This window comes from Gordonia caeni (genome assembly GCF_039537105.1).
Taxonomy (GTDB): Bacteria; Actinomycetota; Actinomycetes; order Mycobacteriales; family Mycobacteriaceae; genus Gordonia; species Gordonia caeni.
The window spans coordinates 107,148-125,450 of record NZ_BAAAZW010000007.1 but is presented as its reverse complement, the minus strand read 5'-3'; the positions used below and the strand labels follow the sequence as shown (position 1 = coordinate 125,450).

Sequence of the window (18,303 nt, the reverse complement as noted above, 5' to 3'; positions counted from 1 at the left end):
CCAGCCTCACGATCCCAGGGCCGCGAGGATGAAGGGCGCCTGCATGGTGATGTCCCCGGCGCCGATAGTCAGCACCAGGTCGCCGGCCCGGGCCCGCGCGGCGACGGCGCCGGGCAGGTCGGCGACGGCGTCGACGAAGACGGCGGGCACGGTGATCGCGTCCGAGATCAGCCGGCCGGTGACGCCCGGCCGCGGTTCCTCGCGGGCCCCGTAGACGTCGGCGACGATCACCTCATCGGCCAGGCTCAGGGCCGCCGCGAACTGGTCGGCGAACTCCTCGGTGCGTGAATACAGATGCGGCTGGAAGACAGCCAGGACCCGGCCACCGGTCTCGCCGGTCACTCCGCGTGCCGCGGTGAGCACCGCCCGGACCTCGGTGGGATGGTGGGCGTAGTCGTCGTACACGCGGACCCCGCCTGCGGTCCCCCGGTTCTCGAAGCGGCGATGCACACCGCCGAAGCCGTCGATCCCGGAGATCACGGTGGCCGCTGGCGCAGCCGGGTCCACGGCGAGGCAGCCCAGCAGCGCGCCGAGCGCGTTGAGCGCCATGTGGCGGCCCGGGAGGGTCACCTCCATGCCGTGGCTCGCCGACTCCGAAACGATCGGCGGGGTCAGTTCCAACTGGACGCTGCTTCCGGTCCCGCGCGCGGTGAACTCGGTCAGCCGACCGGCCAGCGGCACCCCCGGTGCAAGGTCGGTGTGCACGCCCGACCCGTAGCCGATCACCCGCACGTCACGCCGGGCCAGGTCGGCGGCGCAGCGTCCGGCCAGGGCCGCCGCCCCCGGATCGTCCAGGCAGACCACCAGGGTGCCGCCGGGTGCGATGTGCGTGGTGAACTCGTCGAAGACCCGCACATAGGCCTCTTCCGAGCCGAAGAAGTCGAGATGGTCGGCCTCGATGTTGGTCACCACCACCACGTCGGGCCGGTACTCCAGGAGCGAGCCGTCACTCTCGTCGGCTTCGGCGACGAAGATCGCGCCGCTGCCGTGGTGGGCGTTGGTGCCCGATTCGTTGAGTTCGCCGCCGATGGCGAAGGACGGGTCGGCTCCGCGGTGCTGCAGTGCGACCACCGCCATCGAGGTGGTGGAGGTCTTGCCGTGGGTGCCGCTGATCAGCAGCGTCCGGTGGCCGTCCATCAGCTGGGCCAGCACTTGCGGCCGGTACAGCACCGGGATGCCGCGGCGGCGGGCCTCGACCAGTTCGGGATTGTCGTGGGGAATGGCCGCGTGCGTGGTGACCACGACGGTGGCGCCGCCCTCCAGCAGGTCGAGGCTCTCCGGGGAATGTCCGATGCCGACGCGGGCGCCCCGTGCGCGCAGCTCCACCACCCCGCGGCTCTCGCGGGCATCCGATCCGGAGACCTCCCCGCCGCGGGCCAGCAGGATCCGGGCCAGTCCGGACATGCCGGCGCCGCCGATGCCCACCATGTGGACGCGGGCCAGCTGCTCCGGCAGGTCGGATACGTCCGGAGTCATCGCCCGCTCCCCTGTGCCGGTCGGTGCTCGTCCGCGAGCGCCAGCGCGGCCGCGGCGACGGTCTCGGCGGCACGCCGGTGGCCGCTTCCGGCACCGGCGGAGCTCATGGCGGCCAGCCGCTGCGGGTCGCCGAGCAGTGCGGGCACCTCGCGGGCGACGTAATCGACGGTCAGGTCGGCGTTGTCGACCAGGCGGGCGGCACCGGCCTCGACCACCGGGAGGGCGTTGAGCCGTTGCTCACCGTTGCCGTGCGGCAGCGGAACGTACACGGCCGGCAGCCCGGCCGCGGTCACCTCGGCGACGGTCATCGCCCCGGAACGGCAGATCACCAGGTCCGCTGCGGCGTAGGCCAGGTCCATGCGGTCGATGTAGGGCACCGCGCGATAGGCCGGCGCGCCAGCGGGCACGTCGGGATTCACGCTGTTCTTGGCGCCGTGCGCGTGGAGCACCCCGATGCCGGCCGCACCGAGGGCGCCTGCGGCACCGGCGACGGCCTCGTTGAGTTGCTGTGCGCCCTGCGAGCCGCCGAAGACCAGCAGCGTCGGGGCTTCGGGGTGCAGGCCGAAGTAGTCGCGCGCCTGCGCGCGCAGCGCCGCGCGGTCGAGGTCGGCGATCGTCTGGCGGACCGGAATGCCGATCACCTCGGCGCCGGGGATACCGCAATCCGGCACCGCCGCCATCACCTGCTCGGCCAGGCGCGCGCCGATCTTGTTGGCGATACCGGCGTCGGCGTTGGCCTCGTGGATCAGGACCGGCACCCGGCGGGAGCGAGCGAACCGTCCGCGGGCGGCGAGATACGCCGGGAGTGCGACGTAGCCGCCGAAGCCGACCACCACGTCCGCGTCCACCTCGCGCAGTACGCGCCGCGTGGCCGCCACCGCCCGGCTGAGCCGGTACGGGGTCTTGATCAGGTCCATCCCCGGCTTGCGCGGCAGCGGGGCCGGCGGGATCAGTTCCAGTCGGTAGCCACGCTTGGGGACCAGTTCCCCTTCGAGGCCCTTCGGGGTGCCCAGGGCCGTGACCTGTGCCTGCGGAGCGAGGCGCCGCACGGCATCGGCCACCGCCAGCGCGGGCTCGATGTGCCCGGCAGTGCCGCCGCCGGCGACCACGACGGACGGGCCCGGGGAGAGCGCGGGATCGGCGCCACCGGCGGGTCGTGGATCATCGCTGCCGACTGGCCGGGAATTCCTGCTCACCGCTGTCTGTACTCCGTTCGACGCGGCGAGCCGGTGGACCGGCCGCGCGCGGCGGACCGGCGCGGATCACTCGACATCCGGGTGCTCGCCTGCCTTGCAGGATAGTGGATCTCGTCGGACCGCTGCGCACCCGTCCGCGGAGCCGGCCGGCCTGCCTGCGGGCTCGGCGCGCGATAGCGACCCTGCGCGCGCGGCGCCGCACGGCGCGGCTCGGTCCTGCGCGGCTCGGCCCGGCGGGGTGCGGCCGGACGCGGGGCGGACCGGCGCGGATCGTTCCGGGGCGATTCGGGGACGCGACCGGCCGTCCGTCGCCGGTTGAGGCGGTCGCGGGCCTGGTCCAGCGCACCGGGACGGTACGCCGACGGCGGTGGCAGGCGCAGCAGGCGGGGCAGATTGCGGCTGCGGTTGCCCGACAAGGCGACCACCGCCTCGGGTTCGTGCCGCGCGGCGCTGGCCATGAGTCCGAGCATCGTCAGCATGGTCAGCATCGACGTCCCGCCCTGGGACAGCAGCGGCAACTGGATGCCGGTCACCGGCAGCAGACCGACCACGTAGCCGACGTTGATGAACATCTGGGAGGTGATGAGCACCGTGATGGTGCCGGTGAGCAGACGCAGGAACGGATCGGCCGACCGCAGCGCGATGCGCATGCCGACGTAGCCGAGCAGCAGGAACAGCCCGACGACGATGATGCCGCCGACCAGGCCGGTCTCCTCCACCAGGATCGCGAAGATGAAGTCGTTGTGGGCGTTCGGCAGATAGTTCCACTTAGCGGTGCTCTGCCCCAGCCCGACGCCGAAGATGCCGCCGTTGGCGAGGGCGTACTGGGCCTGCGTGGCCTGGTAGCCGCCGCCGAGCGGGTCCTGGGTGCTGCCCAGGAAGCTGAACACGCGCGCCGCGCGGTAGTCGGCGCTCAGCGCCGCGACCACGCCCGCGAGTGCGAAGAAGCCGGTGAAGGCGGCGAACACGCTCACCGGCAGTCCACTGAACCAGAGGAGGGCGCCGGTGATGATCAAGATGATGACCGTGGTCGACAGGTTCGGCTCGGCGATGATGAGCGCGCACATCAGCACCGCGACCGGCACCACGGGGATCAGCAGTTCCTTGCCCCAGGGCCCGACCGTGCGGCGAGCGGCCAGCACGTGCGCACCCCACACGCAGAGTGCGAGCTTGGCCAGCTCGGACGGCTGAATGGAGACGCCGCCGACCTCGAACCACCGGCGGGCGCCGTCCACCTTGACGCCCAGGTGCGGCACCAGGACCAGCACCAGCAGCACCAGGCTGACCACCATGCCGGTGGTGGCGAAGCGCCGGAAGAACCGGAACGGCAGTTTCAGCACCAGGTAGAAGACGATCCAGCCCAGGATCGCGAAGACCGTCTGGGTGGCGAAAGCACCGTAGGAGGACTGACTCTCGGCGTAGCCCTCCACCGACGATGCGGACTGCACCATGATCAGGCCGCAGACGGTCAGCACCACTGCCAGCATGACGACCAGATGGAACGACGTCAGCGGCCGGGCCATCAGCGAACGGACTCCGTCGCGCGCAGTGGTGAACCAGGCGCGCAGGTCGATCGACGGCATGGTGAAGTTCAGTGTCGGCGCGGCCGCTCGTTCCGGTCGCGGGCGTGGGCCGGGATCGCGACGCGCCGGCTTCGGTCCGCGACGGCGCGATCCGCTCGAAGCGGATCCGCTCGAAGCGGATCCGCTCGTGCCGTCCTCGTCCCCGCCGGCTTCGTTCCCGTCGGCTTCGTCCCCGCCGGATTCATCCCCGCCCGCGTCTCCCGAGTCCGCGTCTCCCGAGTCCGAGTCGCTCGGTTCGGTCTCGACGTCCGCGTCGTCGTACTCGCGCGAGGTGACGGCGTCGGGGTCGAGCGCGTCGGGGTCGGGGGTGGGGGCGTCGGGGGCGGACCGGTCGTTTCCGGCCGCGTCGTCCGCAGCCATGTCAGGACTCCGCGACGGCGTCGACGAGGGCCCCGGCCGCGTCCGCGAAGCTGTCGCCGCGGGCACCGTACGAGGCGAACATGTCCAGGGACGCGGCGGCCGGTGCCAGCAGAACGGACTCGGTGTCCGGTGCGGCCTGAGCCAGCGACCAGGCTTCGAGCACGGCCTGCGCCATCACGGCGTCGGCGTCGGAGAGCTCTGGCCGGCGGCCCGCCGGCTGATCCGGCACGCGGCTAACGCGCCCGGCAGCGATGCGTTGAACAGTCACCGCACCAGTGTCGCCTGTGAACACTGTGACTACTGGGACTTGTGGGGCGTGTCGTGCAATCGCTTCGACAATCACCTCCCGATCCCGGCCGATCGCGACCACTCCGGCCAGCCGATCGGCGGCGTGAATCACCAGGTCGTCGACGGGAGCGCCCTTGAGCAGACCCCCGGCGATCAGCACCGTGCGGCGGTGGCCGTCGATCGCGGCGCGCGCGGCATGCGGATTGGTGGCCTTGGAGTCGTCGACGAAGGCCACGCCGCCGAGGCGCGCGACCGTCTGCCCGCGGTGCGCGGCCGGAGAGAATCCGGACAGCCCCCGGCCCACCGCGTCGGCGGACACCCCGATCGCCCGCGTCAATGCCGCCGCGGCGAGGGCGTCGGAGATCCCCGACGGCCCGGCCGGGCTGATCCGGGCCGCGGCGACCAGTTCCTGGGGCACCCGGCTGATCGGCCGGGTGCCGCCGTCGTCGTCGAAGGCGGCATCGACCAGAACCCCGTCGGTCAGGGTGCCCTGCACCCCCAGCTGGCCCGGCCCCGGCTCGGCGAGCGTGAACCCCACGCGGCGCGTCGGCGCGCTCACGCCGATCGCCGCGGCCTCCTCGTCGTCGAGGCCCACGATCGCGACGTCTCCGCGCAACACCTGCGCTTTGGCGTCCCGGTACGCGGCGAACGAGCCGTGCCAATCCAGGTGATCGGCGGCCACGTTGAGCACCACCCCGGCGCGCGGGCGCACCGACGGCGCCCAATGCAGCTGGAACGACGACAGCTCCACCGCCAGCACCTCCGCGCGCGGCTCGGCGCACAGCGCGTCGAGGACGGTGAGGCCGATGTTCCCGCAGGCCAGCCCGGGCAGCCCGGCAGCCTGCAGGATCGCCTCGCACATCGCCGTGGTCGTGGTCTTGCCGTTGGTGCCGGTGATCACCAGCCAGGTGCGCGGCGGGCCGGTCAGGCCGGCCCGGTCCAGTCGCCACGCCAGTTCGACGTCGCCCCAGACCGGCACCCCGGCCGTCCGGGCGGCCACCAGGAAGTCGTTGTCGGGCGGAAAGCCGGGTGAGGTGACCACCAGGTCCACGCCGGCGAAGGGCGCCGGACCGGTCAGAAACCCCTCGGGTGCCCGCTGCTCAGCGGACTCGTCGCCGGAGAATCGGCGATCGACCAGGACCGTCTTCGCCCCCAGCCGCTGCAGAACCGTGACCGCCGAGGCGCCCGTGGTGCCCGCTCCGGCGACCAGCACCCGTGCGCCGGCCGGCTCCAGTGGTTCGATGGACAGGCTCACCGGCGATCAGCCCGCGACCCACTCGCCGTAGAACAGGCCCAGGCCGAGCGCACAGGAGATGGCGCTGAGCAACCAGAACCTGATGATCACTGTGGTCTGGTCCCAGCCGCCGAGTTCGAAGTGATGATGGAACGGCGCCATTCGGAACGGCCGTTTACCGGTGGTCCGGAAGGAAGCGACCTGGATCATCACGGTGACGATCTCGGTGACGAACAGCGCGCCGATCACGATCATCAGCAGCTCGGTGTGCGTGGTCATGGACAGGCCGGCCACGATGCCGCCCAGAGCGAGCGAGCCGGTGTCGCCCATGAAGATCTTCGCGGGGGCCGCATTCCACCACAGGAAGCCCATGCAGGCCGCGGCGGCGACCATCGCCACGATCGCGAGGTCGTGCGGGTCGCGGACCTGATAGCAGGACGCGGCTTTGAGGTCGCCGACCACGTTGTCGCACGAATGCTGGTCCTGCCACATGGTGATCAGCACGTAGGTGCCCATCACCATGGCCGTCGCCCCCGCCGCCAGACCGTCGAGACCGTCGGTGAAGTTGACGGCGTTGGACCAGGCGTAGACCACCAGCCAGCAGAAGATCACGAAACCGACACCGGTGAGGGTGATGGCCTCGATGTCGCGCACGTACGACAGATGATCGTTGGCCGGGGTCCGGCCCTCCGCGTTGCGGAACTGCAGCAGCAGTATGCCGAAGACCACCGCCACCACCAGCTGGCCGATTGTCTTCTGGGTCTTGTTCAGGCCGAGGTTGCGCTTCTTGGCCAGCTTGATGAAGTCGTCGAGGAAACCGACCAGGCCCAGACCGGTCGCCAGGCCCAGCACCAGCAGGCCCGAGGCGGTGGGGCCGCCGTCGCCGCGGACCCAGCTGAAGATGTACGAGCCGAGATAACCGGCCCAGATCGCGACCAGGATGGCGACGCCACCCATCGACGGGGTTCCCGCTTTCGCCTGGTGACTGGCCGGACCGTCCTGCCGGATCTCCTGGCCCCAGCGCCGCCGGGAGAACTCTCGGATCAGCACCGGCGTCAGCAGAATCGCCACCACCAGCGCGATCGCGCCCGCGATCAGGATCTGAGTCACTGCATGAAATCCTTCGTCGTCTGCCGTCACCGTTTGCGGCGACCGATTGATGACCCTAGCGCGCGCTCAGCGCGTCCGGACAGCCGCGCCCACCGTGTCGGGACGACCGATACACGACCGTCACCGTGTGTGCACGCGCACATCCAGGTCCGGTTGGTCCCGCCAGTGCGCCACCAGCGCCTCTACCAGGCCCGATCCGCCGGCCACCAGAACCACGTCGCCGGCCCTCGGCGCGGCCGGGGTGCCCGCGTCCGCCCGCAGCTGCGCGAGCAGGTCGTCCGCGGTCGGATAAAACGCGGCCTCCTCGCCCCAGGACCCCTCCTGGATGGCGCCCTGGTAGAGCGCGCGTGCCACCCGGGTCGGACCGACGGCTACGGTCTGGTCGACGGCCAGGCGCACCGCGAGGCGCCCGAGTAGGTCGTGCGCCACGCAGCGGGCGTTCTCGTCCTCGTCGCGGCTGCCAAACTCCCCGAAGAACGCCCAGGTGCGACGACCTTCGGCGCTGTCGGCGCCCGGTGTGCGGTGGGCGCTGCCCACCGCCTGCTCGGCGGCCTCGACGAGGACCGAACGCAGCAGGGTGCGCGTGCTGTCCAGGCTCGCCGCTCCGCCATCGATGTACACGGCGAGCACCGCCGGGTCGGCGGCCGGCTCTGGCCGCCGCCGGTCCAGTGCGGCGGCCAGCACCTCCCGATCATCGAAGGGGTGCTTGACCCCGGCGATCTCCTGCCCGGTCTCGTGTCCCTTGCCGGCCACCAGCACCACGTCGCCGGGCTCGGCCCATTCGACGGCCTCGGCGATCGCCCGCGCCCGGTCCGCCGTCTCGATGATCGAGGCGGCGCGGCGCTGGTCGCCGGGCACCGCGTCGGCGCCGGCCCGGACCGCCGCGCGGATCGCCGCGGGATCTTCGGTGCGCGGATTGTCGTCGGTGATGATCAGCAGATCGGCGCCGCGGGCCGCGGCCGCCCCCATCAGGGGCCGCTTCTCGGTGTCGCGGTCGCCGCCGGCACCGATCACCACCGCGATGCGCCCGCGGGTCTGGGCCGCCAGGGTCGCCAGGACCGCCTCCACGGCGGCCGGTTTGTGCGCGTAGTCGACGACGGCCAGGAAGTCCTGCCCGCGATCGACCTTCTCCAGCCGCCCGGGCACCGCGACCGCGGCCAACCCGCCGATCGCGGTCTCGACCGGCACGCCGGCGGTTGCCGCCAGCCCCACCGCCAGCAGGGCGTTCGCCACGTTGTAGGCCCCGGGCAGCGGCACGGTCAGCACGTGCTCGGCGCCACCGGGATCGGTCATCAGAACGGTCTGCGAGCCCGCATCGGCGGAGATCCCGGCGGTCACCGACCACCCCGCCTCACCGGTGGTCGACACCGTCGCCAGCCTTTCGGCCCCGCGGCGAGCCACCTGCGCCATCCGCTCGCCCCAGCTGTCGTCGACGACGACCAGCGCCTCACCGGCGCGCACGGACGACGCACCGTCGAACAGCCGGGATTTCGCCGTGAAGTACTCCTCCATCGTGCGATGGAAGTCCAGGTGGTCCTGGGAGAGGTTGGTGAAGCCGCCGATCGCGAAACGGGCGCCGTCGACGCGGCCGAGGCTCAGCGCGTGGCTGGACACCTCCATCACCACCGAATCGACGCCGCGCTCGAGCATCACCGCGAACATCCGCTGCAGATCCGGGGCTTCCGGTGTGGTCAGCGAGCTGGGCACCCGGACACCGTCGATCCGGATCTCCACGGTCCCGATCAGACCGACCACCCGGCCGTCCGCGCGCAGGGCGGCCTCGGTGAGGTAGGCGGTGGTGGTCTTGCCCGAGGTGCCGGTGATACCGATCAGGGTGAGCTGCCGGGACGGGTCGCCGTAGATGCGGGCCGAGACCACTCCGAGGATCTCCCGCGGTGCGTCGTGCACCAGCACCGGGACGTCTGCCGTGGCCGGCTGCGCCCGCAGCAGGCGAAGCCCCTCGGCGTCGGTCAGTACCGCGACGGCGCCGGCGGCGACCGCGTCGGCGGCGAACCGGGCGCCGTGCACCTTGCTGCCGGGCAGCGCGGCGAAGAGATCGCCGGGCGCTGCGTCCTGCGCCCGCAGGGTCGCGCCGAGAACGGTCCGGTCAGCACCGACCAGTTCTCCACCGGACAGTTCGGCGAGTTGGTACAGGTCGGCTCCGGCCGGGTGCTCCGGTCGCATCGGCGTCTGCGTCGACTTCTCCGCCACTGTGGGATTCAGCCCTTCTCTCAAGCCCTCACCGCCGTCCAGACGGCCCGGCCGGCCGGTGAGCCGGTCTGGCCATCCTGACAGGCGGGGTCCGGCCGTGTCAGGGACGAGCCTATGCTTCCAGCTTCTGCCGGGGAGTCTTGCCCGACGAGTACGGCACCTTCTCGTGCTGCAGGAGCCACGATCCGATGGTGCTGAACAGCGGTGCCGCAGACTGGCCTCCGCTGCCGTCGGAGCTGCGCACCGGGTTGTCCAGCATGATGCCGACCACGTAACGCGGGTCCTCGGCGGGAGCGATCCCGGCGAAGGTGATGTTGTAGCTCGACCGGGAGTAGCAGTTGCAGCTCGGGTCCACCTGCTGGGCGGTGCCGGTCTTGCCCGAGGTCTGGTAACCCTCGATCGCGCCCTGCGCGCCGGTGCCGTTCTGCACGCCGGTGGGATCGTTCTGCATCACCGCCTGGAACATCTTGCGGACGGTGGTCGCCGTCTCCGGGCTGACCACCCGCACCGGCTCGGCCTCGCTGAAGCCCGCACCGCGTTCGCCGTCGGCGGGCACCAGGACTCGTGGGGGCACGCGCACACCGTCGTTGGCGATCGCCTGGTACATCGACGTCATCTGCAGCAGCGTCATCGACAGACCCTGCCCGATCGGGAGGTTGGCGAAGGAGCCGCCCGACCACTGGCTGAGCGCCGGCACCTCGCCGGCACTCTCGGCGGGCAGGCCGACGCCGGTGCGCTGGCCCAGACCGAAATCGGTGAGCAGGTCGGCGAACCGCTTCTCCCCGACCTTCTGCGCCAGCATCAGGGTGCCGACGTTGGACGACTTACCGAAGATCCCGGTGGTGGTGTACGACGCGAGGCCGTGCTCCCAGGCGTCTTTCACGGTGATGCCCGACATCTCGATCGAGCCGGGCACCCGGTGCACCTCGTCCGGCGTGGTCAGCCCGTACTCGATGGCGGCCGAGGCCACTACCAGCTTGTTCACCGACCCCGGCTCGAACGGCGAGGTGACGGCGCGGTTGCCCAGGTCGGCGTCGGACTGTTCCGACATCGGCCGGGAGGCGTTGAACGTGCTGTCGTTGGCCATGGCCAGGACTTCGCCGGTCTGCGCGTCGAGCACCACTGCCGAGGCGTTCTGCGCGCCCGAGTTCTTCTTGGCGGCATTGACCTGCGCCTGCACGAACCACTGGATGTCGGAATCGAGGGTCAGCTTGACGGTCTTGCCGTCGATCGCCGGGTGCACGTTGCGCTTGCTGCCCGGGATGATGGCGCCGTCCGATCCGCGATCGATGGTCTCGGTGCCGTTCATCCCGGCCAGGATCGGGTCCAGTGAGGACTCCAGGCCGATCAGCCCGTTGCCGTCGAAGTTGACGTTGCCGACCACGTTGGCCGCCAGCGATCCGCCCGGATAGATCCGGATGGCCTGCGGGTCGGCGCCCACTTCGGGGTACTCGGAGGTGATGCGGTTCGCGGTCTCCGGGCTCACCGAGCGCGCCAGGTAGACGAACGGGTCGTCGGAGGTGAGCTTGGCGAGCAGGTCCTCCGGCGAGATCGATTCGCCCAGCTCGGTGGACACGCCGTCGGCGATCTCACGCAGGCGGGTGTCCACGTCGGGCAGCTGGTCGTTCTTCTTGTGCTCCTCGGTGATCGACTTGCGCACCGCGCGCGGAAGGAAGGTCAACGCGCGGGCCTCGCCGGTGTAGGCCAGCGGACGGTCGTGCCGGTCCAGGATCGCCCCGCGCTTGGCGTACAGGGTGACGACGTCCTCGCGCTGCTGCGCCGCCTGCGCGGCGAGGTCGCCCGAGTCGACGACGTTGATCCAGACCAGACGCCCGGCCACCGCCAGGGCGATGGCCAGCGCCAGCACCGTGAGAATCCGGATGCGACCGAGGAACCGCCGAGGGGGCAGATCGCCGCCGACGGCCGGGGGTCGAGGAGAGGTCATGATGTCTTCATCCTCTCCTGTGTCAGCGGCCGGTGGCGGTATTGCGGTTCGGCGTGGCGGCGCCGGATGGCAGGACGTTCGGAGCCGGGGCGCGCGCCGGATCTTCCGGGGTGGTCATCGTCGGCGCGGCGGGTGCCCCCGACTCCGCCGGCGCCTGCCCCTCGGGGGCGTCCGGCGCGGGAGTCTGGGCGCTGGAGCCGTCGGTGCCCGGCGCCGGAGCACTGGAGGCGGGTGCCGGTGTGCCGCCCAGACCGCCCGAATCGTCGACCTTGCTGGCGTCGATCTGCGAGACCGGATCGGGAGCCGGATTCAGCGAGCCGAGACGACGACCCTCCACCGGGCCCAGCGTTCCCTTCAGTCGCGCCTTGCCGTCCGGGCCGACGACCAGGTGCGGCGCATCCGTGGCAGGCACCATGCCCAGCTTGGCCGCCTTGTCGGACAGTTCCGGAGCGGAGTCGCCGGAGTCGGCCGTGCGCTTGAGGTTGTCGCGCTTGTCGGTGAGCGCCTGGTGCTGCTGGCGGACCGATTCCAGGGCGTACGAGTCTTGAGCGGCCTTGGCCGACAGGTACAGCGTCAGGCCCAGAGCCCCGATCACCAGCAGGACGATCGGCACGATGAAGGGCATGTCGGCCAGACCGGACAGGGCTCCCGACGGCTTCTTGGGGACCGGTCCGGCACTGCGCCGGGGCCGGCGGGCGGAGACTTCGCGGGCGGGAACCGGCCGCGACGCCGGCGCGGCGGCGCGGCGCCGGGTGGACGGACGGTCGTCGAGAAGGGTCATCCCCGATTCCTCTCGTCAGTCGCCGCGGCGATCCTCTCGATGGCCCGGACCCGGACCGGGGCACTGCGCGGGTTCTCCTGCCGCTGCTGTTCGTCGGCCTGCTCTGCGCCGCGAGTGACCAGCGCGAAGTGCGCCGCGGTCCCGGGCAGGTCCACCGGGAGCCCGGCGGGAGTGGTGTTCCGTGCAGCTTGTGCGAAGTCGCGCTTGACGATGCGGTCCTCCAGGGATTGGTAGCTCATGACCGCCAGGCGCCCGCCCACCGCGAGCAGCTCCAGAGCGGCCGGGACCACCGCGCGCAACGAGTCCAGCTCGCGGTTCACCTCGATCCGCAGGGCCTGGAAAGTGCGCTTGGCCGGGTGTCCGCCGGTACGCCGGGTGGCGGCCGGGATGGTGGCGTACAGCAGCTCCACCAGCCGCCCGCTGGTGGTGAACGGCTCCTGCTGTCGCGCGCGGATCACCGCTGAGGCGATCTTCCCGGCGAAGCGCTCCTCGCCGTACTCGCTGAGCACTCGCGCCAGGGAACCGTGGTCGTAGGTGTTGAGGACGTCGGCTGCGGTGAGCGGGTCGTCGTCGTTCATGCGCATGTCCAGGGGCGCATCCACCGCGTAGGCGAAGCCGCGGTCGGCCTGGTCGAGCTGCATCGACGACACCCCCAAGTCGAGCAGGATGCCGTCGACGGCGTCCAGGCCCGCTTCTGCGGCCACCCGGCCGATCTGGTCGTAGCGCGCGTGGTGGAACCGCACGCGGTCACCGAAGGGCGCGAGGCGCTCCCGGGCGATCGCGAGGGCGTGTTCGTCGCGGTCGATGCCGTGGACGACGAGCCCGGGCAGCCGGGACAGGAAGAGTTCGGTGTGCCCGCCGGCGCCCAGGGTGCCGTCCACCAGTACCGCACCGGTGCCGTCCGGATCGGTCCGGGTCAGCGCGGGCAGCAGGAGACCGACCATGCGGTCGGCCATCACCGGGACGTGCCCGTGGTCGCCCGAACGATGAGAAGGCTGCCCCGACGAGGACGGCGGTACGGCCATCGCCTCTCCCCTGTCTGTCGCTGCCGGTGGGTGATTCGCTGCGGGTCCGGTGGGACTGCGGTGAAGAAACGGAACTGCGGTGAGGCGGGGTCCCCGCCCGAGTCGCACCTGGCGTTGGGGAAGTACGTCAGGGTCGGCCGGGCCGAGGCCTCGCCTCACCGCAGCAGTCCAGTTCTTCATTTGTCCTAGACGATCGCGTCCAGAGCGGCGGAGCCGCCGGCCGCGAAGGCCTCCTCGTGCGCTGCCTGGTACTCCGCCCAGCGGGTGGCGTCCCAGATCTCCAGGTGGTCGTACTGCCCGGTGACCACGCAGTCCTTCTGCAGGCGCGCCCATCCGCGGAGTCCCGCGGACAGATGCACTCGGCCCTGACCGTCGAGCGTCTGCTCGTCGGCGCCGGCCAGCATGAGCCGGACGAAGGCACGGGCCTCCGGGTCGTTGCGCGACGCCTGGTTCGCCTTCTGGGCGGTGGCGTCGAACTCCTCCGCCGGATACACCGACAGGCTGTGATCCAGGCCTTGAGTGACCACGACCCCTCCTGACAGTGCGTTTCGGAACTTGGCCGGCAACGTGAGTCGGCCCTTGTCGTCCAGCTTCGGTGAGTAGGTGCCGACGAAACCAGCCACGCCGTCACCTCCTGCCCCGGTATCGGCGGGGAGGTTCCGGATTCCTCCTCATCGATGTGCACCATATTACCCCACTTTCCACCACTTTCCACCCCGCACACCCCACTTTCCCACCACCATCGCCTATATAGCCAGGTCAAAGGACTTTCATCGTGAGGATTCTCAGGCGCGCCGCGAGTCGCAAGTCACATATCAGACACGAGCATTGGGCCTGAACAGCATAGAAGTGGCCAGTGGGACTCATATGGGGTCCCGGGTGGGGCAAAGTGGGTGATCGGGGTGGGAGAGGGTGGGGATCAGCGGCGGGCCCCGGTTCCGTCGCCGGAGGAACGCCGGCGGAACCCCGGGTCGGCGATGCGAAACGGGGGCCGTCGTCTCCGTGGAGACGACGACCCCCGTCGCGGGAATCGTGCGACCGTCAGGCCGCGGTGGTATCGGTCAGTGACCGTCCTGGTGGAAGCGCCGGTTGAAGCGATCCTCCATACGTGAACTCAGTGACCCCTTGGACGACTGCTTCTTCTTGCCGCCGCCGCCCGAGCTCGCCGACTCGGCGCCGCCACGCGGCGCGAGCAACAGCAACAGGCCGCCCGCGAACATCACGAAGAATCCGACCAGGCTGAGGATCTTCAACTCGCCGACCTGGATATCGACCATCAGGCCGCCCACCAGAAGCGCCAACCCGAGCAGCAGCAGCAGAGCGGCCTGCCACTGGCGCCGGGCATTGGGGCGCCCCACACGCTGCTTGCTGACGCTTGAGACGAACTTCGGGTCTTCGGCGTACAGCGCGCTCTCAATCTCGTCGAGCATCCGCTGCTCATGTTCCGAAAGCGGCACCGCGCTCCTCCCTTACTGTCCGAGCGACACAAACGACGGGACCTCGACGCCTGCTTCTCTCCATGATAGGAGCAGAACTCGCCGCCGACCACCATAACCTCCCGCCAGGGCGCCGCGCGACCGGAATCGACCGCCCGCCGCGGGCATGCAGCGGCGACGAAGCACTGCTCAGGCGCCCAAGACGTGTTCGGAACGATCGGCGCCGGGCAGGCGTCCCTGCTCGTAGGCGAGCAGACTGGCGTCGGCGGCATCGAGGAATTCGGCCGCGCGCCGCTCGACGCGGGCACACAGGGTGTCGTCGACGTGCCGCACCAGCCCCGCCTCCACCCGGGAGCGCATCACCGACAGACCGCCGAAGTACTCGGCCAGATCGGCGTACTGCGGGGCGACCGCCTTGATCCGGCTCCAGGCATCGCGCGCGTTACGGCGCCTACGCACCGGACCGGGAGGTTCGTACACGGCCAGGACCGCCCCCGCCGCGCGGATGGCGGCCAGATAGAACTGCCGGAATCGCTCGGCCCCGTCGTCGGCGACCCCCGAAGCCTCGTCGAAGAGCACCTCGGCGCGGTCGAGCAGGTCTCGGCTGCGGTGAACCACACGGGGGTCGACGGGCGCCGGTCGCGCCGGCACTGCGCGCCGTCTGCTGGTCTGGGCCATCGCGTCGTCTCCTTTCGTCAAGGAGAACGTCTCATGCACCACCGACAATCCCGCCCGGCAATCGGGTCGGGGGCCGATCCCGGGATGCCGAATCCGCACGAGCGGCGGGCCGGCGTCTTCCCCGCCGGCCCGCCACGTCGATGATCGAACTGATGTTCGACACAATGAGGCTAGCCCCCGCCCACCCCGTGTGGCAAGTGGCGATAATGTCTCCGGAACGGAGCAACGAGCTCCTCGGGCGCGCACCGGCGCTCCCGCTGCCGCGATGAGGCCGACACGGCCAGGGGAGGCACCATGCCGGTACGGCTCACCGCACTTCCCGCCGACGATGCACATGCCTGGCTGGACCAGGCGGTGCACACCTATGTGACGGCGATGCGCTATCCCCGCGGCACCGAGCGCGGACGCATCGGGCTGTGGCGAGATCATCTGTACCGTCCCGGCTGGATCGCCGTCGCAGCGCTGGCGCCGGCTTCGCCCAGCGAACTGATGCAGCCCACCTACGCCCGGCTCCGGGTGCGTTCGTCCTGGACCGCCGACAACGAGATCATGGCCGGCGTGGCCTACGGCTACACCGGCGCCCCCGACCAATGGTGGAACCGTCAGCTGCGCACGGGGCTGGCACGACGGGGCCATTCCCCCGAGCAGATCGAGGCGATCACCGCCGACTACTTCGAGCTCACCGAACTGCACGTGCATCCGTTCGCCCAGGGGCGCGGTATCGGCGAGGCCCTCTTGCAGCGCTTGCTGGACGCACGGCCCGAGTCCCGCGTCCTGCTCTCCACCCCGGAGGTGCGCGGCGAGGAGAATCGGGCGTGGTCGCTGTACCGCCGGATGGGCTTCACCGACGTCCTGCGCGACTTCACCTTCGCCGGCGATCCGCGACCCTTCGCCTTCCTGGGCCGCGACCTGCCGCTGCCGACCGGGCGGCACGCCGCGGTCTGACGGACGCGACCGCGCCGCTCACCGCGATCACCTGGAGACTCTGGCACGATGTCAGGCGTGCCTTCCCTCCACCGCCCCCAGGTTCCGCGCCGGTTGCCGGCCCTGGCCTGCGTCGCCCTGCTCGCGCTGATCCCGCTGCTCAGCGGCTGTATGACGCGGTCGGAGCATGTCGGTGATCAGTTCTCCGGCTTCGTGGTGGTCGCGGCCACCCCGGAGGCCAGTCCCGCCGCCCCCACCTTCGACGTCCCCGCCTCGATGTCCGGATCGGTGTCGGTGACCCCGTTCCCGAACGAGTGGACTTCGCGCGACGCCGAGGACGAGCAGACCTCCACCACGGGCAAAGTCGGGTCCCGGATGACCTACACCGATCTGACCGCCGGTCAGTTCTCCCAGCTCGGGGAGATCATCTCCAGCGCCCTCGACTCCGGCGCCACCGTCGACCTGAACGCCACCCGCAGCGGCGACATCGTCCGGCTGCGCGGGGGCGCAGCGCTCACCGCGCTGCCGCCGAACACCTACTATCTGTCCATCACCGTCGACTTCGACGGTCCCGTGGTCGCCACCAACGGCAATCTGGCGGGCGACTCATCGGTCACCTGGGTCCCCGAACCGGAGCAGAACGCCGAGTTCAACGCCGACGCCGAGTACCCGGATCCGGCCACTGCGGCGCTGCCGGGGTGGACCTGGTTCGTCGTGCTGCTGTGTCTGGCGATCGTGGCGGTGGTGGCGGCGACGGCCTACCGCCTCCGGGACAAGACTCCTCGGTACACCCCGCCCGCCGATCAGAAGCAGACCGCCGTTCCCGCGGCTCTCGCCGGTTTGGGCAAGCGCGTCCGCCGCCGCAAGTCCGACTCGGCGGCCGGCGGCGAGCAGAATCCGGAAGCCGAGAGCGCACAGCCCGGGGCCGCGACGAGCGGCGAGCAGGACGGTGCCACCGCGGCCGACGCCGGACGCGCCGCCGGGGAGAAGACCGTCGGCGAGGAAACGGCCGGCGAGGACGGGGCACGCCCCGGGGCGTGACCCGTATCGGACTCAGGCGGGGGCCAGTGCCCCGCGCGTGTCCACGCCCAGCCGCTCGAGCACTTCGCTGGTCGCCCGCGCGAAGTTGAGGCTGCAGAAGTGCAGGCACGGCACGCCTTCGGCGATCAGCCGCTCCGCCATTTCGGTACACAGGTCGATGCCGACCGCGCGGACCGCGGCGCGGTCCTCTTCCGGGCCGTCCCCGGCTGCGGCGGCCAGCCGGTCGGCCGTGGCCGCCGGCAACACACTGCCCGACAACTCCACCATCCGCCGGACACTCTGCAGCGAGGTGATCGGCATGATCCCGGGGATCAGCGGCTTGGCACCCTGTTCGGGGTCGGCGGCCACCACGCGGTCGCGCAGCCGCAGGAAGTCCTCCACGTCGAAGAACATCTGGGTCACCGAGTACTCGGCACCGGCCCGCAGCTTGCGCACCAGGTTCCCGGTGTCGGCGGCCAGGTTCGGCGCGCGATGGTGCCCTTCGGGGAACGAGGCGACGCCGGTGTGGAAGTCGCCGAGCGATCCGATCAGCTCCACCAGTTCGGTGGCGTATCGCACGCCTTCGGGGTGAGCGATCCACTCGCCCATCGGATCACCGGGCGGATCGCCGCGCAGGGCGAGCAGGTTGGTGATGCCCTTGTCGGCGTACGCGCCGACCAGGCCGCGGAGTTCGTCGACGCTGTGGTTCACCGCGGTGAGGTGCGCCACCGTGGTGAGCGTCGTCGACGTCGCCAGTTCACCGGCGATGCGCACGGTGCGGTCCCGGGTGGAGCCCCCCGCCCCGTAGGTGAGGGAGACGAAGGCCGGGTTCATTCGCTCGAAGACCCGCACGGCATGCCACAGTCGCGCCTCTTCCGCCTCGGATCGGGGCGGGAAGAACTCGACGGAGAAGGGCACCGGCCCGCTGTGCGGGGCGGCGATGCGTTCGACGACGGACGACTGTCCGGCCGGGTCAGCGGAAATGGCACTCACCCACCCGATATTACGGATCGGGGCCGGGCGAGCCGATTCGCCG

At 71.1% G+C, this 18,303-nt stretch carries 15 protein-coding genes; 2 read left to right on the top strand and 13 right to left on the bottom strand.

Going from position 1 to position 18,303, the window contains the following annotated elements; all coding sequences use genetic code 11:
- Window positions 1-6: 6 nt before the first annotated feature.
- The 12 genes from murC to ABD732_RS12870 form a co-directional block, all read right to left on the bottom strand.
- The gene (murC, locus tag ABD732_RS12925) at window positions 7-1,476 is read right to left on the bottom strand and encodes a UDP-N-acetylmuramate--L-alanine ligase (RefSeq protein ID WP_344784325.1); all 1,470 of its coding nucleotides are present in this window, start codon (window positions 1,474-1,476) and stop codon (window positions 7-9) included.
- Window positions 1,473-2,672 carry an undecaprenyldiphospho-muramoylpentapeptide beta-N-acetylglucosaminyltransferase gene (gene murG, locus ABD732_RS12920; protein ID WP_344784323.1) on the bottom strand — a complete coding sequence of 400 codons (1,200 nt, stop codon included), beginning with the start codon at window positions 2,670-2,672 and terminating at the stop codon, window positions 1,473-1,475. Before murG ends, murC begins: the two co-directional genes overlap by 4 nt.
- Window positions 2,669-4,615 (bottom strand): putative lipid II flippase FtsW, encoded by a 1,947-nt coding sequence (ftsW, locus tag ABD732_RS12915; protein WP_425553044.1) that lies wholly within the window; start codon window positions 4,613-4,615, stop codon window positions 2,669-2,671. The genes murG and ftsW overlap by 4 nt, the downstream gene beginning before the upstream one ends.
- Before the next feature lies 1 nt (window position 4,616).
- Window positions 4,617-6,158 (bottom strand): UDP-N-acetylmuramoyl-L-alanine--D-glutamate ligase, encoded by a 1,542-nt coding sequence (gene murD, locus ABD732_RS12910; RefSeq protein WP_344784321.1) that lies wholly within the window; start codon window positions 6,156-6,158, stop codon window positions 4,617-4,619.
- Between the two features lie 6 nt (window positions 6,159-6,164).
- On the bottom strand, window positions 6,165-7,247 hold the full coding sequence (gene mraY / locus ABD732_RS12905; protein ID WP_344784319.1) for a phospho-N-acetylmuramoyl-pentapeptide-transferase: 1,083 nt from the start codon (window positions 7,245-7,247) through the stop codon (window positions 6,165-6,167).
- A 120-nt stretch (window positions 7,248-7,367) separates the two neighbouring features.
- Window positions 7,368-9,431, bottom strand: a complete 2,064-nt coding sequence (locus ABD732_RS12900) for a UDP-N-acetylmuramoyl-L-alanyl-D-glutamate--2,6-diaminopimelate ligase (RefSeq protein WP_425553047.1) — start codon at window positions 9,429-9,431, stop codon at window positions 7,368-7,370.
- A 139-nt stretch (window positions 9,432-9,570) separates the two neighbouring features.
- Window positions 9,571-11,403 (bottom strand): peptidoglycan D,D-transpeptidase FtsI family protein, encoded by a 1,833-nt coding sequence (locus ABD732_RS12895; RefSeq protein WP_344784315.1) that lies wholly within the window; start codon window positions 11,401-11,403, stop codon window positions 9,571-9,573.
- 22 nt (window positions 11,404-11,425) lie between these two features.
- Window positions 11,426-12,184: a cell division protein FtsL gene (gene ftsL, locus ABD732_RS12890; protein ID WP_344784313.1), complete on the bottom strand. Its 759-nt coding sequence runs from the start codon at window positions 12,182-12,184 to the stop codon at window positions 11,426-11,428.
- Window positions 12,181-13,209 carry a 16S rRNA (cytosine(1402)-N(4))-methyltransferase RsmH gene (rsmH, locus tag ABD732_RS12885; protein ID WP_344784311.1) on the bottom strand — a complete coding sequence of 343 codons (1,029 nt, stop codon included), beginning with the start codon at window positions 13,207-13,209 and terminating at the stop codon, window positions 12,181-12,183. Before rsmH ends, ftsL begins: the two co-directional genes overlap by 4 nt.
- A 185-nt stretch (window positions 13,210-13,394) precedes the next feature.
- Window positions 13,395-13,832, bottom strand: coding sequence for a division/cell wall cluster transcriptional repressor MraZ (gene mraZ, locus ABD732_RS12880; protein ID WP_344784309.1), 438 nt, complete (start codon window positions 13,830-13,832; stop codon window positions 13,395-13,397).
- Between the two features lie 438 nt (window positions 13,833-14,270).
- Entirely contained in the window at window positions 14,271-14,666 is a 396-nt protein-coding gene (locus ABD732_RS12875) for a DUF3040 domain-containing protein (protein ID WP_344784307.1), read from the bottom strand.
- A gap of 168 nt (window positions 14,667-14,834) precedes the next feature.
- Window positions 14,835-15,323, bottom strand: coding sequence for an SAV_6107 family HEPN domain-containing protein (locus tag ABD732_RS12870; RefSeq protein ID WP_344784567.1), 489 nt, complete (start codon window positions 15,321-15,323; stop codon window positions 14,835-14,837).
- A gap of 294 nt (window positions 15,324-15,617) precedes the next feature.
- Here ABD732_RS12870 and ABD732_RS12865 point away from each other — a divergent pair, with 294 nt between their 5' ends.
- Complete coding sequence (locus ABD732_RS12865; protein ID WP_344784305.1) at window positions 15,618-16,268, top strand: GNAT family N-acetyltransferase; 651 nt, start codon at window positions 15,618-15,620, stop codon at window positions 16,266-16,268.
- A gap of 57 nt (window positions 16,269-16,325) precedes the next feature.
- Window positions 16,326-17,288, top strand: coding sequence for an LppM family (lipo)protein (locus ABD732_RS12860; RefSeq protein WP_344784303.1), 963 nt, complete (start codon window positions 16,326-16,328; stop codon window positions 17,286-17,288).
- A 12-nt stretch (window positions 17,289-17,300) separates the two neighbouring features.
- On the opposite strand, the gene ABD732_RS12855 is transcribed toward ABD732_RS12860, so the two are convergent.
- Window positions 17,301-18,260, bottom strand: a complete 960-nt coding sequence (locus tag ABD732_RS12855; protein WP_344784301.1) for a methylenetetrahydrofolate reductase — start codon at window positions 18,258-18,260, stop codon at window positions 17,301-17,303.
- Between the last annotated feature and the right edge of the window lie 43 nt (window positions 18,261-18,303).

What these genes read in the sequence shown, in the direction of transcription:
- murC (WP_344784325.1), bottom strand. Translation starts at nt 1,476, where the DNA reads ATGACTCCGGACGTATCCGACCTGCCGGAGCAGCTGGCCCGCGTCCAC.
- ftsW (WP_425553044.1), bottom strand. Translation starts at nt 4,615, where the DNA reads ATGGCTGCGGACGACGCGGCCGGAAACGACCGGTCCGCCCCCGACGCC.
- ABD732_RS12900 (WP_425553047.1), bottom strand. Translation starts at nt 9,431, where the DNA reads ATGCGACCGGAGCACCCGGCCGGAGCCGACCTGTACCAACTCGCCGAA.
- ABD732_RS12895 (WP_344784315.1), bottom strand. Translation starts at nt 11,403, where the DNA reads ATGACCTCTCCTCGACCCCCGGCCGTCGGCGGCGATCTGCCCCCTCGG.
- ftsL (WP_344784313.1), bottom strand. Translation starts at nt 12,184, where the DNA reads ATGACCCTTCTCGACGACCGTCCGTCCACCCGGCGCCGCGCCGCCGCG.
- rsmH (WP_344784311.1), bottom strand. Translation starts at nt 13,209, where the DNA reads ATGGCCGTACCGCCGTCCTCGTCGGGGCAGCCTTCTCATCGTTCGGGC.
- ABD732_RS12870 (WP_344784567.1), bottom strand. Translation starts at nt 15,323, where the DNA reads ATGGCCCAGACCAGCAGACGGCGCGCAGTGCCGGCGCGACCGGCGCCC.
- ABD732_RS12865 (WP_344784305.1), top strand. Translation starts at nt 15,618, where the DNA reads ATGCCGGTACGGCTCACCGCACTTCCCGCCGACGATGCACATGCCTGG.